General features: G+C 65.8%; 3 protein-coding genes and 1 riboswitch. All 3 genes read left to right on the top strand.

The genetic code is table 11. From position 1 onward, the window contains the following. Positions 1–219 precede the first annotated feature (219 nt). Positions 220–319: riboswitch (cyclic di-GMP riboswitch) on the top strand. An 82-nt stretch (positions 320–401) separates the two neighbouring features. From N4261_RS20575 to N4261_RS20565, 3 genes are read left to right on the top strand one after another with little or no spacing between them, the layout of a single operon-like run. After that, positions 402–2249, top strand: a complete 1848-nt coding sequence (locus N4261_RS20575; RefSeq protein ID WP_261757124.1) for a ShlB/FhaC/HecB family hemolysin secretion/activation protein — start codon at positions 402–404, stop codon at positions 2247–2249. Beyond that, positions 2246–16243, top strand: a complete 13998-nt coding sequence (locus tag N4261_RS20570; protein ID WP_261757123.1) for a two-partner secretion domain-containing protein — start codon at positions 2246–2248, stop codon at positions 16241–16243. The genes N4261_RS20575 and N4261_RS20570 overlap by 4 nt, the downstream gene beginning before the upstream one ends. Then, positions 16243–16719, top strand: a complete 477-nt coding sequence (locus N4261_RS20565) for a hypothetical protein (RefSeq protein ID WP_261757122.1) — start codon at positions 16243–16245, stop codon at positions 16717–16719. The genes N4261_RS20570 and N4261_RS20565 overlap by 1 nt, the downstream gene beginning before the upstream one ends. Positions 16720–16793: the final 74 nt, after the last annotated feature.

Below are 16793 nucleotides of genomic sequence, written 5' to 3'. Positions count from 1 at the left end.
ATCAGCAACGCCTGACCCTTTCAAAATCTCACCAACGCGCTGCGAACCAGCGCTCAGTGGGTGGCTACCCATCGCTCCCGTGTGACATCTTTCTCGAACCACGGACCGGCTAGCCAACGCGTCGCCAGAAGTCAATCACCCCACGGCGGCGCGTTTCAATTTAGTTACGTTCAGATACGATCCGCCGCATTACGCCAGACGGGTCCAGCGGGCCGGTTTGGCGGCCCAGGGCAAAACCGGCGCGAGCCGGTGACGCAAAGCCTCCGGTCTCTCAAAGACGTTGTTCAACGACGCGAGCAGAGATAGCGGGGTTGCCGGTCCGGCTTTGGTCGGACTGTGTCTGAACTTCGCGGCATGGCGGCGTGGTCTTGGGTTCGGGAGAGTCCAAGAAGAGAGCGTCCATGCAGAGGCAGTTTCCAGGCGAGCGCGTCCGTCGCGCCGCTGTGTTGTTTCCGTTCCATGTGCTGGCCCGTGCGGTCAGGATCCGTGCAAGTTCCAAGCGCACCGCCACCACCGTCCTGTTGCTGGGCGGCGTGTGGGTGGGGATGGGCGGCGGCGTGTCAGCCGCTTGGGGTCAGTCCTTGCCGCCGGGTGCGGTCGATCCCGATGCGCAGCGTCAGCTGCAGCAGCAGCGGGAGGCCCAGCAGCGTCAGTCGCTGGAGCGCGAACCCGATGTGCGGCTGCGCGCCAGCCCGCCGCCCGCCCGGCAGCCGTTGCGGGACGACGAGCGCCCGTGTTTCCAGATCGATCACATCGAGCTCGACGGCGTGGAAGGCCTGCCCGCCCTGGCGCGCCTGCGCGCTGCGCTGGACGGCCCGCAGGGCGATGATGCCCCGCTGGGCCGCTGCCTGGGCGCGCAGAGCATCGGCACGCTGGTGACGCGGCTGCAGGACGCGGTCATCGAGGCCGGCTACATCACCACGCGGGTGCTGGCCAAGCCGCAGGACCTGTCCACCGGGCGGCTGGTGCTGACGGTGGTCCCGGGCCGGGTGCACCGCATCCGGCTGCGGGAAGGCACCTCGCCGCAGGTGCGGCTGCTCAATGCGCTGCCGATCCGCGAAGGCGACGTGCTCAACCTACGTGACATGGAGCAAGCGCTGGAGAACCTGCAGCGGGTGCCCGGCGCGCAGGCGGACATCCAGGTCGAACCGGCCCGCGAGAGCGCCGCGCCGGGCTACAGCGATCTGGCGGTGAGCTACCAGGGCGGCCGCCAGTGGCGCATGCAGCTCTCGCTGGACGACAGCGGCAGCGACGCCACCGGTCGCTATCCGCTGGCGCTGACGGCCTCGCTGGACCACGCACTGACGCTCAATGACTTGTTCTATCTGACGCTCAATCGCGACACCGGTGATGTGAGTCGCCGGTTGAAGGACCGCGACGGGCCGCAGCCCGGCACCGGCGGCAACGTGCTGCATTACTCGCTGCCCTGGGGCCATTCCTTGATCAGCATGACCTTCAGCCGCAGCGGCTATCGGCAGGTCGTGATCGGCGCCAACCAGAACTATGTGTACCGCGGCACCAGCAACAACGGCGAGGTCAAGCTCAGCCACATGCTGTGGCGCGACGGCCAGTACAAGCTCAACGGCTGGGTGAAGCTGTTCGGCCGGGGCTCTCGCAACTACATCGACGACACCGAGGTCGAGGTGCAGCGCCGACGCGTCGGCGGCTGGGAGAGCGGCATCAACCTGAAGCGCAATGCCGGCGGCGTGCAGACCGAAGGTGAATTGAGCTGGAAGCGGGGTACCGGCGCCTTCCATTCGCTGCGGGCGCCGGAGGAGGACTTCGGCGAAGGCAGCTCCCGCATGAGCTTGCTGCAGGGCGAGGTGAGCGTGGCCGGCGCGGTGCCGCTGGGCGAGCGCAAGCTGCAGCTCAGCACGCAATGGAAGAGCCAATACGCGCTGCGTCCGCTGACGCCGCAGGACCGCTTCTCCATCGGCGGTCGCTACACGGTGCGCGGCTTCGGCAGCGACACCTCGCTCTCGGCCGAGAACGGCATGTTGCTGCGCAACGAGGCCGAGCTGCCGCTCACCGGCAATGTTTCGCTCTACACGGGCCTGGACGCGGGCGTGGTCAGCGGCCAGAGCGCCAAGCGCCTGGCGGGCAAGCGCCTGGTGGGCGCGGTGCTGGGCACGCGGGTGCGTGCGCCGGGCGTCTATCTGGATGTGTTTGCCGGCACGCCGGTGCAACAACCCTCTCAATTTCCCGCCGCCCGCGTGGTGGCCGGCTTCAACCTGAGTCTGTCGCGATGAACCGCCTCCAATACCGAATCGTTTTCAACAAGCAACGCGGCCAGTTGATGGCGGTGGCCGAGACGGTGCGCGGCCAGGGCAAGGGCGCCGCGGGCGAGAGCGACGGCCCGTCGCGCCGGGCGCTGACCTCCGAGGCGTCGGTGCCTGCGGTGTCTCGTGGCCCGCCGGCGCTGCTGGGCTTGGTGGCGGCCATGGTCATGTCGATGGCGCTGACTGCGGCGCTGACGCTCTCGCCCGACGCGCAAGCGCAGATCAAGCCCGACGCCACCGCGCCCAAGAACCAGCAGCCCACGGTGCTCACCGCGCCCAACGGCACGCCGCTGGTCAACATCCAGACGCCGAGTGCGGCGGGGGTCTCGCGCAACACCTACAGCCAGTTCGACGTCAACCCGTCGGGCGTCATCCTCAACAACTCGCGGGTGGAGACCAGCACGCAACTCGGCGGCTGGGTGCAGGGCAATCCGTGGCTGGCCAAGGGCGAGGCGCGGGTCATCCTCAACGAGGTCAACAGCAGCAACCCAAGCCAGCTCAAGGGCTTCGTGGAGGTGGGCGGACGGCGGGCCGAGGTGGTCATCGCCAACCCGGCCGGCATCGTGGTCGATGGCGCAGGCTTCATCAACGCCAGCAGCGCCACGCTCACCACCGGCACTGCGCGCTGGGGCGCGGACGGCAGCCTCACCGGCTTCGGCGTGCAGGGCGGCTTGATCCGCATCGACGGCCAGGGGTTGGACGCGAGCCAGACCGACTACACCGCGCTGCTGGCCCGCGCCGTGGAAATCAATGCGGGCCTGTGGGCCAAGGACGTGCGCATCGGCACCGGCACGCAGGTGATGAATGCGACGCTGGGCGCTGGCGAGACGTTGACGCCCGCCGGCGAGCGGCCTCGCTATGCGCTGGACAGCACCGCGCTGGGCGGGATCTATGCGCAGCGCATCACGCTGGTCGGCACCGAGGATGGCCTGGGGGTGCGCCAGGCCGGCCAACTGATTGCCGCGCAACTCACGCTCAATGCGCAGGGCTGGCTGGACAACACCGGCACCGTCTATGCGCAAGACGCCGCACCCGTCAACGGCGAGGCGGCGCTCACGGTGCGTATGTCGCAGGGCGTGCGCAATGCCGGCTGGCTGGCGGCCAAGGGCTCGGCCACCCTCAGCGGCGGGCAACTGCAGGGCGAAGCGGGCAGCGTCACGGCCGCTGGCCTCAATGACGACGGCACCCTCACCGCCGGCGCGGGCAACCTCACGCTGACGGCCGAGGGCCTGTCGCGCCAGGCCGGCCAAGTGCTGGCCGGTGCGGCGCTGCAGGCGTCCGGCGACTTATTCGATGCCGCGGGTGCGCAGTTCCAGGCGGCGCGCATTCAGCTGTCCGCGGCGGCGCTGCGCGCCGACAACGCGCAGCTCTTCTCGACCGGGACGCTGGACCTTCGCTCCGGCGGTCTGTTGAGCACGCGGGGCGCGTCCCTCGTTGGGCAGCAACTGCTGATCGCAGCGACCGATCTGGACAACACCCGCGGCGAATGGCTGCATCTGGGCAGCGAGGCGTTGACCGTCTCGGTGAGCGGCAGCCTGATGACCGATGGCGGCCGCATCGCCAGCAATGGGCGGGAGTTCGTGCTCTCGGCCGCACAACTCAGCGGCGTGCAAGCCCGCCTGGAACACTACGGCAGCGGCACGATGCGCCTGAGCGCGGTGGACGCCGATCTGCGAGGCGCCGCCCTCAGCGCCAACGGCGCGTTGGAGGTGTCGGCCGGCCGGCTGCAGCTCGACAGCGCGGACGTGCTGGGCCGCAGCGTTCAGCTGCAGTCTGAGGGCGCGCTGTCGCTGCGACAGGCGGTGGTGCGCAGCAGTGGTGCCACGTCGCTGAGCGCGGACAGCCTCGACAACCGTGGCGGGCAGGTGCTGGCGGATGCGGGGCTTGCCGTGCAGGCGCGCTTGTCCATCCAGAACGATGGCGGTCAGCTCCAGGCGGCGCAAGGCGGGTTGAGTCTCTCCGGTCAAGGTGCGCTGAGCAATCGGGCGGGGATCATCGCGGCGCGGGATGCGGTGTCGATTCAAGCGGCCTCGCTGAGTCAGGAGCAGGGCGGGCTCGTCAGCGGGCAGGATGTGCAGTTGAGGCTGCAAGGCGGGCTGGTTCAAGACAGCGAAGGGAAGGGCGCGGGTGGCGCATCGAGCGTCGTGGCCGCGCGGGATCTCACGATCGATGCGCGGACGGTCAACAGCCAGGGTGTGCTGCGTGCAGGAACATCGGCGACGCTTGCGACGGCAGACTCTGCCAGCCTTGGTGGATCGGTTTATGCAGGCACCTCGCTGCGCGTGACGGCGGGGACTGATCTGTCCATCACCGGTCTCTTCGGATCGCAAGTTGATGCGTCGGCTCACTCTGGCCGCGCACTGACGGCTTCGGCGACCTCCACGATGGCAGCCGGTCTGCTCGCGGACGGTCGCATTGCGGAGCGCGGCACGCTGACGGTCTCATCGGTGCAGACCTCGCTGCAAGGCCAAGTGCTGGCGGCCGACGCTGCGCTCAGCGCTCAGCAGTTGGACCTCAGCCGCAGCCGCCTCTCGGTCGGGCATGGCGTGACATTGCAGTCCACGCAATTCCTCATCACCGAGGGCGCGACGCTGCGTAGCGGGTCGTTGTCGCTGCAGGCGACGGACTGGCGCAATGCGGGCGGCATGGTGGCGGTGAGCGGTGACGGCGCGTGGACGGTGGCGCTGGCAGGCCAGTTAGACAACCGTAGCGGTGTGATCCAGACCAACAGCCGCGAGGCGTCGATCAACGCGCAATCGCTGGACAACACCGGTGGGGTGCTCTCCACCAGCGGCGCCGCGATGCGGGTGCAGACGGGCCAGTTGCAGAACCAGGACGGGCTGCTCAGCGCCGGCGGGCTGCTCGATCTGAACGCCCAGTCGCTGTTCAACCGCGACGGCCAGGTGACTGCACGATCCATGCAGATCCAGGCGACGACGCTGGACAACGCGGGCGACGGCGTGATCGCTGCTACCGCCGGCACGCTGCGCCTGGACGGCGTGCAGCTCACCAACGCCGGCAGCATCCAGGCCAACGGCGATCTGCTGGTGCGCACCACCGGGGTGTTGGACAACAGCGGGCTGATGCGGGCACAGGGTCAGCAGCAGGGTCAGGCCCAAGCGCAAGGTCAGGCACAGGACTCATCAGCCCCAGCCCAGTTGCAAATGCAGGCCGGGACGCTCCGCCACAGCGGCACTATGGCAGCGCAGGGCGCGCTTTCGGTGGACGCCACACGCATCGACAGCAGCGGCACCTTCGCCGCCGGCCTGCTCGCGGACAACACGATCGGCGCACAAGGCGATCTGACGCTGCATGCCACGCAAGCGCTGCAGCACAGCGGCGCGGCGCTGGCGGGCGGCCGCCTCACCCTGGACGGCGAGACGGTGGACTTGCGCAGCAGCCAGTTGCAGGCCGCGCAACTCACGATCGGCGCGCGTACGGGCGAGCTTCAGTTGAGCCGAACGACCATCGCCACGGCCGGGTTGTTGGCGCTGTCCAGCCAGAGCACGCTCCACACCGAAGGCGCCAAGCTCAGCGGCAGCGACGTGACCATCACCGCCACCGACTGGCGCAACACGGGTGGCGAGATCGCCCAGACGTCAGCCGCCGGACGCTTGGACATCCAGGTGGCAGGCCTACTGGACAACGCCACCGGGCAGATTCACGCCAACGCGACCGACGCGGCCGTGCGGGCGCAGACGCTCGACAACGCGCAGGGCGCCATCGTGCATGCGGGCACAGGTCACCTTGCGGTGGATGCGACCACGCTCAATGGCGCCAGCGGCTCGCTGCTCACCAACGGCGCGCTGACGCTGACAGTGACCGGTGCGGCGGACTTGTCGCAAGCGAAGACGCAAGGCCAGCGTGTCTCGGTGACGTCGGGCAGCCTCAACCACCAGGGCGGCGAGATGATCGGCGTGTTCGGGCTGGAGGTCTCGGTCGCCAATGCCGTCAACAACGTCGGTGGACTGCTGCAAAGCGGTGGCGACGTGCAGGTGCAGGCGGCGGTGCTGGAGAACGGCAACGGGCAGATCGACGGAACGGCCATCCGATTGACCGGCGGTTCGGTGAGTAACGGCGCCCAGGGCCTCATCGCGGCTCGGCAAGGGCTGAGCGTTGATGTCACACAGCTCGCCAACGCTGGCTCGCTGCAGGCTGGCGCGGCGATGACGCTCAACGCCACAGGCCCCGTCACCAACAGCGGTCAGGTCTATGCCCAAGGTCCGTTGTCGGTGCATGCCGGTACCACGCTGACCCACACCGGCACGCTCGCTGCGCTGGGCGCGGTGGAGGTCCAGGCGGACCGCATTGCCAGCAGCGGGCTCATCGCTGCGGGGTTGAAGTCCGACAACACCTGGGCCAGCACCGGGGACCTGACGCTGCGCGTCACCGACTCGCTGCAACACAGCGGGCAGTTGGCGGCGGCCGGTCGCCTGAGCGCCACGGCGGGCTCGCTGCAATTGCAGGACAGCCGGGTGCTGGCGCAGCAGATTGATTTGATCGCCCGAAACGCTCTAGGCGCTCAGAACTCGCAGAGCGCTCAGACCAGCGAGCTGCGCCTGGACCGAGCGCAGGTGGTCACTGCAGGCGTCCTGACGCTGGACAGCGCGGGCGCGCTGATCACCAGCGGGGCCACGCTCAGCGCCAGCACGGTGCAGCTTCGCGCGACCGACTGGACCCACATCGGCGGCCAACTGGCGCAGACCTCCGCGACAGGCAGCCTGAGCGCGACGGTGCAGGGTCGCATCGACAACACCGACGGCGTCATTGCCGCCAACGCGCAGGACTTGACGCTGCGGGCGACCGAGCTGGTCAACACGCGCGGCAACCTGACCCACGCGGGCAGCGGCGCCTTGCACGTGGAGGTGGGCGATCTCAGCGGCGCACAAGGTCAGGTGCTGAGCGCGGGTGCGCTCGCTCTCGATGTGGTCGGCAACGCGTTGCTCAACGGCTCCAAGACCCAGGCGGCCACGGTGACGCTCAACGCCGGCAGCTTGCAGCATCAAGCCGGCCAGCTCATCAGCGTTGCCGATGCCCGCCTACAGATCACCGGCAGTGCAGACAACACCGGCGGCGTCCTGCACAGCAGTGCGGATCTGCATCTGCAAGCCGGCGCGCTGGATAACCGAGACGGGCAGATCGGCGCGCGGGCCATCGAGCTCACAACAACGACCTTCAGCAACGGCGGGCAGGGGCTGGTGTCAGCGCAGGGGGCGCTGACCCTCACCAGCGGCGAGTTGGCCAACGCCGGTACGCTGCAATCGGTCGGCGCGCTGGGATTGACTGTCACCGGCAACGCGCAGAACAGCGGCCTGATCTACACGCAGGGCATTGGCTCGGTGCAGGTGGGCGGCACCTTGCAGCACACCGGCACACTGGCGGCGCAGGGCGCGCTGACCGTGGATGTGGGGGCGCTGTCCGGCACCGGCACGTTGGTGGCCGGCCTGAAGCCCGACAACACGCTGGCGGCCAGCGGAGACCTGACAGTGCGAGCGCAGCAAGCGCTGCAGAACAGCGGCTCGATGCTCGCTGCGGGCACGATGACGCTCTCGGGTGCCTCGCTGCTACTGCAGGACAGCCGCCTCCAAGCTGCGCAAGCCACTTTGACCGCATCGAGTGGCCCTCTTCAGCTGGACCGCGCCGTGCTGGCCAGCGCCGGTGCGTTGTCGCTGACCAGCGCGCAGGGCGTCCTGGTCACCGATGGCGCTCAACTCAGCGGATCGAACATCGACATTCGCGCGCAGGATTGGCGCAACGTCGGCGGTGAGGTGGCGCAAACCGGATCGACGGGATCCTTCACGGCCGTGGTCGGCGGCACGCTCAACAACCGGTCGGGCCAGATCCAGGCCACCGGTGCCACGCTGAGCTTGGACGCCCAGGTTCTGGACAACACGCTGGGTCGCCTCGCTCAAGCCGCTGCGGGCACCACCACGCTGCGCGTCGGCACGCTGCAAGGCCACGCGGGCCAGGTGCTGACCAACGGACAGTTGACGCTGCGGGCCATGGGCGCAGTCGACCTGAGCCAGGCCCAGACGCAGGCCAGCGGGGTGACGCTGACAGCGTCGTCGCTCAACCATCAAGGCGCCCAGTTGCTGAGCACCGGCACCACGACGATCGACGTCACCGGCCAGCTTAACAACAGCGCCGGCACGGTCGCCAGTGCGGGCACGCTGGAGGTGCACAGCGGCAGTCTGATCAATGCCTCCAACGGCCTGCTGCAAGGCGATGGCGCGGCCACGCTGCGAGTGGACGGCACGCTGGACAACCAGGGCGGCAAGCTCCGTGCCGGTGGCGATCTGGCGCTGACCGCCGGGCGCATCGACAACCGCAGCGGCTGGGCCGGTGCGGATGGGGCGCTCACGGTGCAAAGCACGGCGGAGCTGCTCAACGGCAGCGGCAGCCTGGTGTCGCAGCGCGCCCTGACCATCGATGCCAGCGCCGTCGGCAACCAGCTCGGCCGCATCGGCAGCCTGCAAGGCGCGGTGACGCTGCGCAGCGGCGGGGCCATCGACAACACACAAGGGCGGGTGCAGGCGGCGCAGGCGCTGTCGGTGATCGGGTCGGGGGTGACCAATCAGCAGGGCGAGCTTTCCGGCACGGTGCTGACGGTGGACACCCGAGGCCTGGCGCTCAACAACCGGGACGGCCAGATGCTGGCCAGCCAGTCGCTAAGCTCGGTGAGCGGGGCTTTTGACAACGCGGGCGGGCTGGTGCAGTCGCTTGGCGATCTGACGCTGCGCACGCAGGGCGGGACGTTGAGCAATGCACGGTCCGCAACCGGTACAGTAGCGGGTACGCCCACGGGGATCCACGCGCAGGGCAATCTGACGCTCAATGCCGGCGCGTTGGTCAATGAAGCGGGCATCAGTGCGGCCGGCAGCGCACAGATCGACGCGAGCCAGCTCACCAACCGGGCGGAGCTGTCCGCCGGCACGGCGCTCACCGCCAAGGTGGCCGGGACGCTGGACAACGAAGGCGGTCGACTCATCGGGGCGCAGACGCTCGATGCCACCGCTCAGCAGGTCCTCAACCAGCGCGGTCTGATCTACGGCGGCCAGACGCTGACGCTGCGAGGCGGTAGCCGCATCGACAACAACAACACCTCGGGCACCGGGCAAGGGTTGCAGGGCGGCAATGTCAGCCTCATCGCGACGCAGTTGGACAACCGCGCGGGCCAAGTGCTGGCCAGCGGCGATCTGGCATTGACGGTGGGTCAGTCGCTGGACAACGCCAACGGGCAGCTGGGTGCGGTGGGCCGGCAGACCATCGGCGACGGGGGCGCCGCCTCGGCGTCTGCGCTGGCCCTGAACAACGCCTCGGGCCGCATCTGGTCGGGTGCGGCGATGGGCGTCGGCGTGCGTGAACTCACCGGCGGCGTGGCGGGCCAGATCAGCAGCGGCGGCAGCCTGAGTCTGACGCTGGCGGGTGACTTCACCTACGGCGCCGGCAGCCAGCTGCAGTCCTCTGGCAACACGGTGCTGACGGTCTCCGGCGCCTTCACCAACCAGGGCACGCTGCGCAGCGGCGGCACGCTGTCCATCGGGGCATCGAGCATCGACAACCAGGCCAGCGGCGAGCTCAGCGGCACGGTGACGCTGCTCAACGCCAGCGGCACGCTGACCAACCGCGGTCTCATCGACGGGGACGCCGTCGGCCTGACCGCTGACCGCCTGCTCAACCTGGGCAGCGGTCGGATCTACGGTGGGGACATCGTCCTGACGGCGGGCCAGTTGGTGAACGACAAGGAGGGGGGCGCTGCCGCAGTGATCGCGGCGCGCAACACCCTGGACGTGCAACTGAGCCGCGACCTCATCAACCGCAACGGCGCGCTGATGTACGCAGACGGCGGCATGCGGCTGGTGGCCGACAGCCTGCTCAACGAGAACGCGACCATCGAGTCGAGCCAGTGGCTGGAGATCAGCACCCGCAACGGCCTGATCAACCGCACGGTCTACGACGGGCTGAGCACCGGCGAGGGCACCGGCCTGGGCAACCTGGCCAGCAAGTCTTTCATCAGCAGCGGCGGCGACATGCTGATCCACGCCGGCAGCGTGCTCAACAGCGGCGCGACAATCGAGGCGCGGGGTGATTTGTCGATGACATCGGGGACGATTCAGAACCTGAATCCGTATCTGATGTGGACGGCCGCCACTGGGGACGGCAAGCTCCGCTTCACCTATTCCATCGAGAACCAGGCCTTTGAGGACCACATCGCGGTGGTGGACCTGAAGGGCCGGTCGCCCGACCAGGCGCTCAGCGATTACTTCGATTCCCATCCCACGCATCGGCTGATCGATAACCTCGGCGCCACCGGCGACCGCACCGAGGTGACCCAAAGCGCAGCGGGTCGGATCATGGTGGGCGGTCGGTTGAGCGTCACCGGCAGCACCATCACGAACGACATGAGCGTGGTGGTGGGCTCTGACGGCGTGGCCATCACTGGCGCGGCGGTCAACAACGTGACGCACTACGTCAGCGCCTGGGACTCGTCGACCGGCACGCAGCGCCAACTGGCGCTCACCCTGCCCACGACTGCCACGGCTTACGCCCCCGCGGGCGTGAAGCCCTCGGTGCGATCGGCTGCAGGAACCGTCAGTACCGGCGGAGGCGCGTCGTCTCAGCAAGCACAGGGCGGCAGCGCGGCCAACGCCAGCGGTGGCAGCGGCTTGAGTGGGCTCGTCACCCGGATGCTCAGCCAGGTCAACGCGGCGAATGGGGCGCCTGCCAACACATCGGTCAACACCGCGTGGCGCGCAGGGAGTGAAGCGTCGGCGCAAGCGGTCAACGCGGCACAGGCCGGCCAAGGCGGCGTGAGCGCATCGGCCTCACAGCAGTCCGGCCGTGCCGGCCTCATCGCGATGCTGCGTGAGGCCTCCGCCGCAGTGGTGGGGGCGGATGCGGACGGTCGCGCCAAGGCGGCGGCTGTGGCGCAAGCGGTCAGCACCGGCGGCGCAACGACGGCACAGGACCGGCCCGGCACGGGCCGGCTGGTGACGCTCAACAGCGCCAATGCCACGTTCAACGGCAAGCCCCTGGCACACAGCGTGGGGGCCAACCTCACGCTGCCCACGAACAGCCTGTTCAAGCTGCACACCGAACCCACCTCGCGCTACCTGATCGAAACCGATCCTCGCTTTGCCAACTACCGCGACTGGCTCTCGAGCGACTACCTGCTGCAGCAGCTTGCCGTGGATCCGGCGACCACGCAGAAGCGCCTGGGCGACGGCTTCTACGAGCAGCGCCTGGTGCGCGAGCAGATCGGTCAGCTCACCGGCACCACCTTCCTGGAAGGCTATGCCGACGACGAGGCGATGTACCGCGCGCTGCTCAGCAACGGCGCGAGCTTTGCCAAGGCGCATGAACTGCGCCCCGGCATCGCGCTGACGGCTGAGCAGATGACGCAGCTCACCACCGACCTCGTCTGGCTGGTGGAGCAGACGGTGACGCTGGCCGACGGCACGACGCAACGTGTGCTGGTGCCGCAGGTCTATCTGGTGCCGCGTGACGGGGACCTGCTGCCCAGCGGGGCGCTCATCGCCGGCAATCGGGTGGAGATGGCGCTGAGCGGGGACTTCAACAACACCGGCTCGGTACGCGGCGGGGATGTGGCCATCACGGCCCAGAACATCGCCAATGCGGGCGATGTGCGGGGCACCAGCCTGGCGCTGAGCGCTCGGGAGGATCTGCGCAACCTGGGCGGCACGCTGGCATCGACCGGCGACATGAGCCTGACCGCTGGACGGGACATCGTCATGGAGAGCAGCACCGCCAGCGGCACGCTGCAGCGCGGCAATGTGACGACCAAGGCGACCATCCTGGATCAGGTGGCCACCTTGAGTGCCGGTGGCGTGATGGTGGCGCAGGCCGGGCGGGATGTGTCGCTGCAGGCGACGCAGATCACGCAAGGGCAAGACGGGAAGGGGACGGACGGCGGGGTGGTCATCCAGGCCGGGCGTGACCTGACGCTGAGCACGGTGCAGATTGCCAGCTCGCGTGACGAGATCAAGAACGCCACCAACTTCAAGAAGGAGAGCCTGACGCAGGACGTCGGCACCACGGTGCAGGGCGAGGGCGTGGTCGTGCTCAAAGCCGGTCAGGACCTCACGGCCACCGCTGCGGCGCTCAAGAGCAGCGATGCCGGCGTGACGCTGGCCGCCGGCCGCGATGTGTCGCTGCTGGCGGGCGAGGCCAACCAGGTCATCGAACAGATGACCCAGAAGACCAAGAAGAGCGTCGTCAAGAAGAAGACGACCACGACCTACAACAAGTCGGATGAGACCACCGCCATCGGCACCACGGTGTCTGGCGATACGGTGGATGTGCTGGCGGGGCAGGACCTCAAGCTAGTGGCGGCCAATGTGGTGTCGGATACGGGCACTGCGCTGCAGGCGGGGCGGGACATCAGCATCGAAGGGGCGACCAACACACTGGAGACCGAGCAGTTCAAGAAGACGGTGAAGTCCGGCTTGATGAGCGGCGGCGGCATTGGTTTCAGCATCGGCAAGCAGTCGCTGGCGCAGACGACCAAGACGACGCAGGAGACGAACTCAGGCTCGACCGTGGCCAGCGTGGGCGGAGATGTGTCCATCGTCGCGGGCAATGCCTACCGGCAGGTGGGCTCGGACATCGCTGCGCCGGGCGGGGATGTGAGCATCCAGGGCAAGAGTATTGATGTCCTGGAATCGCGCAACCAGCAGGCGCAGGACACGCAGACGAAGTTCAAGCAGAGCGGGGTGACGGTCTCGCTGAGCATTCCCGGCGTGTCCACCGCGATGGAAGCGGTGAAGGCGGGTGAGCATGTCACTCAGACCGAAGACGACCGGATGAAGGCGCTGGCGGCCGCGACGGCGATCTCCAAGGCCATGCAGGCCCAGAAGGAGATCGCCAACTTCGAGCAGCTCAGCAGCGAGGCCCAGAAGCAGAGCATTCGCTTCAATGTGTCGGTGGGCAGCAGCAAGAGCACGAGTCAGCAGGCCAGCACCTCGGATCAGGCTGCAGGCAGTTCCATCCTGGCGGGCGACAAGCTCAGCCTCGTCGCCACGGGTGGGAGCCAGGCGTCCAACGTCACCGTGCGGGGTGGATCGCTCTCAGGTCAGGAGGTGCTGATCAAGGCGGACAACGCCATCAACCTGGTGGCTGCCACCAACACCAGCGAGCAGCACAGCAGCAACAAGAGCAGCAGTGCCTCGGTGGGCGTGGGCTTCCAACTGGGCGCGGACAACAAGTTCGGGTTCACCGCCAGCGGCAGCGTGACCAAGGGCAACTCCGACGGCGTGGACAAGAGCTTCACTGCCACCGAGGTGAAGGGCGGCACCAGCGTGACGCTGCAGTCCGGCGGCGACACCACCTTGCAGGGGGCGGTCGTCACCGCGCCCACCGTCAAGGCGCAGGTGGGCGGCGATCTGCAGATCGAGAGCCAGCAGGACACGGCGAAGTTCGACAGCAAGAGCAGCACCGTGGGCGGCAGCGTCACGGTGGGGTACGGCGCTGGCGGCAGCGCGAACTACAGCAAGTCCAAGGTGGATGCGGACTATGCGGCAGTTGGTACGCAGGCCGGCATCCGGGCGGGGGATGGTGGGTTCCAGGTGGAGGTGAAGGGCAACACCGACCTCAAGGGCGGTGCCATCACCAGCAGCCAGGCGGCAATCGATGCGGGCAAAAACAGTCTGAGCACCGGCACGCTGACCACCAGCGACATCGACAACCGCAGCCAGTACAGCGCCAGCGCGGTGACGGTGAGCGCGGGGACCAGCGGCGGGATGGCCGGTGCGTACAAGGACAGCGGGGAGGAGCGCAGCACGACCAAGAGCACGATCAGTGCGGGGGTGACGACGATCACCAGCGGGGATGCTTCCAGTCAAGCGGTGCTGGAAAAGCTGGACCGAGGCGCGACCAACGATGCGACGGCTGGAAAGCTCGCGCAGGGCTGGGATGGGCAGAAGCTGGCCGAGCAGGTGAAGGTGAATGCGCAGATCGTGGCGGAGTTTGGGGCGCAGGCGGCGAAGGAGGTGGGGGATTTTGCTGCGTCGAAGACCAAACCTTACGACGAGGCGAAGCTCAAAAGGGATGCCGCCCAAGCTGTGTTGGATGACCCTAACGCAGACCCCTCAATGAGGACCGTAGCGAAGGAAATGAGGGCGAATGCTGTTGCCGTCATGGCGCAGCAACAGGAAACCTACGACCAATGGATGGAGGGGGGCGCCTCTCGAGTCGCACTCCACGCTGTGGTTGGAGCGCTGACCGGCGATCTCAACGGCGCTCTCGGAGCAGCGGGAAGTGCCGCTGCAGCCGGTCGACTGGATGACTTCCAGGCTGCGGTTGCGCAGAAACTCAAAGATGCGGGATTAGGTGGCGACGAGACAGGAGCCAACAATTGGGCGAAAGCGCTGTCGACTCTGGCGAGTGGCGCGCTGGCTACTGGAACAGGTGCGATCGCTGGTGGGGGATTCAACGGTGCTGCGGCGGGTTTGAATCAGGATTACAACAATCGGCAGCTGCACCCGGCCGAACGGAAGAAGGCTGCGGAGCTTGCGAAGAAGAGCGGGGGTAAATACACGCAGCAGCAGATCGAAGATGCGATGCGAAACAGTGGGAATAGTGAATATAAGGAGGATATTACCGCAGGAATGGTGGTCCGCGACCCCGCTGTGCCGAATGCTTTCTATGACTCTGGCGCACCATTCACCACAGGCGACAATGGCAAGACTTTTGTTCAGATAAATCGAAATAATAGTTCGTTAGATCCGTCATACGTAGAACCAGATCTCGCTGCATATATTCGAGCTAATACAGGGGGAGCTAACTCGCCATACTACGACCTCGTTTCATCGAAGCCCAGTTATACCGTGCCTACTTCTACGTCGAAAAGCGGTGGGCTTAACTATCAGATGAAGACCGCCAACGGGGAGTCCTTCCGTTTGGCTGTGGCTGACTGCCCGGCCGCGACCTGTCAGAGTACCGACAACATCGCTCGATTTGGCCTTGATGCTGCAGATCAAGCGCAACTTGACGCGTACACCGCCGCCCTAAAGAAGGAGCAGGCAAAAGATGCTGTCAAAGCGGGCATAGCAGTGGGAGTGGCGGTGACGGCCCCGGTGAGCGTTAGTGGGGCGCTGGTCGGTGGGGCGATTGTGGGAGGTGCGTCGAGTGCGACTGATCAATACATTGATAGCGGCGAGGTCAATGGAGTAAAGGTCGTCCGTGAAGCAGCAATCGGTGCCGTAATTGGCGGGGGCAGTGTCCTAGCATTTGGAGCTATCGGGGCAATTGTTCAGAAGACTGGACAAAGTCTCGACGCGCTGGTCGCCGCAAAACTCGTTTCGCAAGCAGATGCTGAGGCATACCTCGCAGCGCAGAACGTCGCCCGAATTAATAATAATATTAGCCGTGACGACGCGGCGTACTTTTCGGAGACTTACTTCAAGCTCCGACAACAGACAGAAGCTGCGCGCGCATCTTTGCCCGAATTGGTTGGGGAGGGAGGCAAGCCCATTGGGAATGTGGCGGCAGCAGAGATCAGTGTGTACGGGAAATCAACCGAGCAAATGCGTGCAAGTTCACGCGTAGGTAACGACCCCGCTTCCGCGAAGAGCGGCTTCGCAAGTTTGCCTCCGGCAGAAAACATGATCTTAAAGGATATTTCCCAAGAGGGAAGTATCCCGAGGTACTATGATACAGAGTTTAAAATTCTCGAGGCTTTCGCCCAGAGAAATGTTGGCAATCGGACGGTTGCTGGGCAGATTAGTATTTATACGGAAAGGTCCCCTTGTAATAGTTGCACGGATTTAATGCGAAGAACTTTCTCGGAAATCTTCCCCAATATGGAGGTCCGCCTTTATCACGGCAATGGTGAAATTACAGTTATTGATAGTGGTGTAAAATCAAATGTATTAGTTCCCGATTTAAACCGCTATAAATGGCCTGCTGCACCGGGGCTGCCAGTTGTTCCTAGAAAGGATAAATGATGTTTCCTGATAACTCTTTAAGGGAATTGAGTGCGGAAAATTTTTATGATTTTCCATCGGCCAGGCCTGTTTATCGTTCGATGCTTGAATATCTGAATGGATTTTTTGAGACAGCTTGGTCGGTTCAAACAGTTAAAAGCGGGGATGACTCGCTTAGGGTTTCTCTAATTTGGGAAATAATAAATGAGGGTTGGCGATCATTCGGCTGTATTAGTGCGGAATGTCCCATCTATTGGGTTGCACTTTCTAAAAAAATGCTTGAAACTAAAATTATGCCAAGCAATGTTTTTGAATACTGCAAGGTGATCGTTGGGGGATTTGATTTGGAAAGGTATCAGTCTAGATACAATTTACCAGACTATGATTTCTTGCGTCTTGAACATGACCTACCAATTATAAAAAAGGGACTAGCGGCGTATCCGATGACCGAAGTTCTTCCACCGATATTGGAGTCAGCTTGGGAAGAACGTGAATGACTCCCCCACGGTTGTGGGATCAGTATTTCAGCAGGATCTTGAAGCTTGCGAAAATGATGATATATCCAGCTTCG

Origin of the sequence: Roseateles amylovorans (assembly GCF_025398155.2) — a bacterium.
GTDB lineage: Bacteria > Pseudomonadota > Gammaproteobacteria > Burkholderiales > Burkholderiaceae_C > Roseateles > Roseateles amylovorans.
The sequence above is the reverse complement of the archived record's forward strand: the minus strand, read 5'-3'. Positions and strand labels throughout refer to the sequence as shown.

Coding starts and splice junctions, on each gene's coding strand:
- N4261_RS20570 (WP_261757123.1), top strand. CDS start 2,246: ATGAACCGCCTCCAATACCGAATCGTTTTCAACAAGCAACGCGGCCAG.
- N4261_RS20575 (WP_261757124.1), top strand. CDS start 402: ATGCAGAGGCAGTTTCCAGGCGAGCGCGTCCGTCGCGCCGCTGTGTTG.
- N4261_RS20565 (WP_261757122.1), top strand. CDS start 16,243: ATGTTTCCTGATAACTCTTTAAGGGAATTGAGTGCGGAAAATTTTTAT.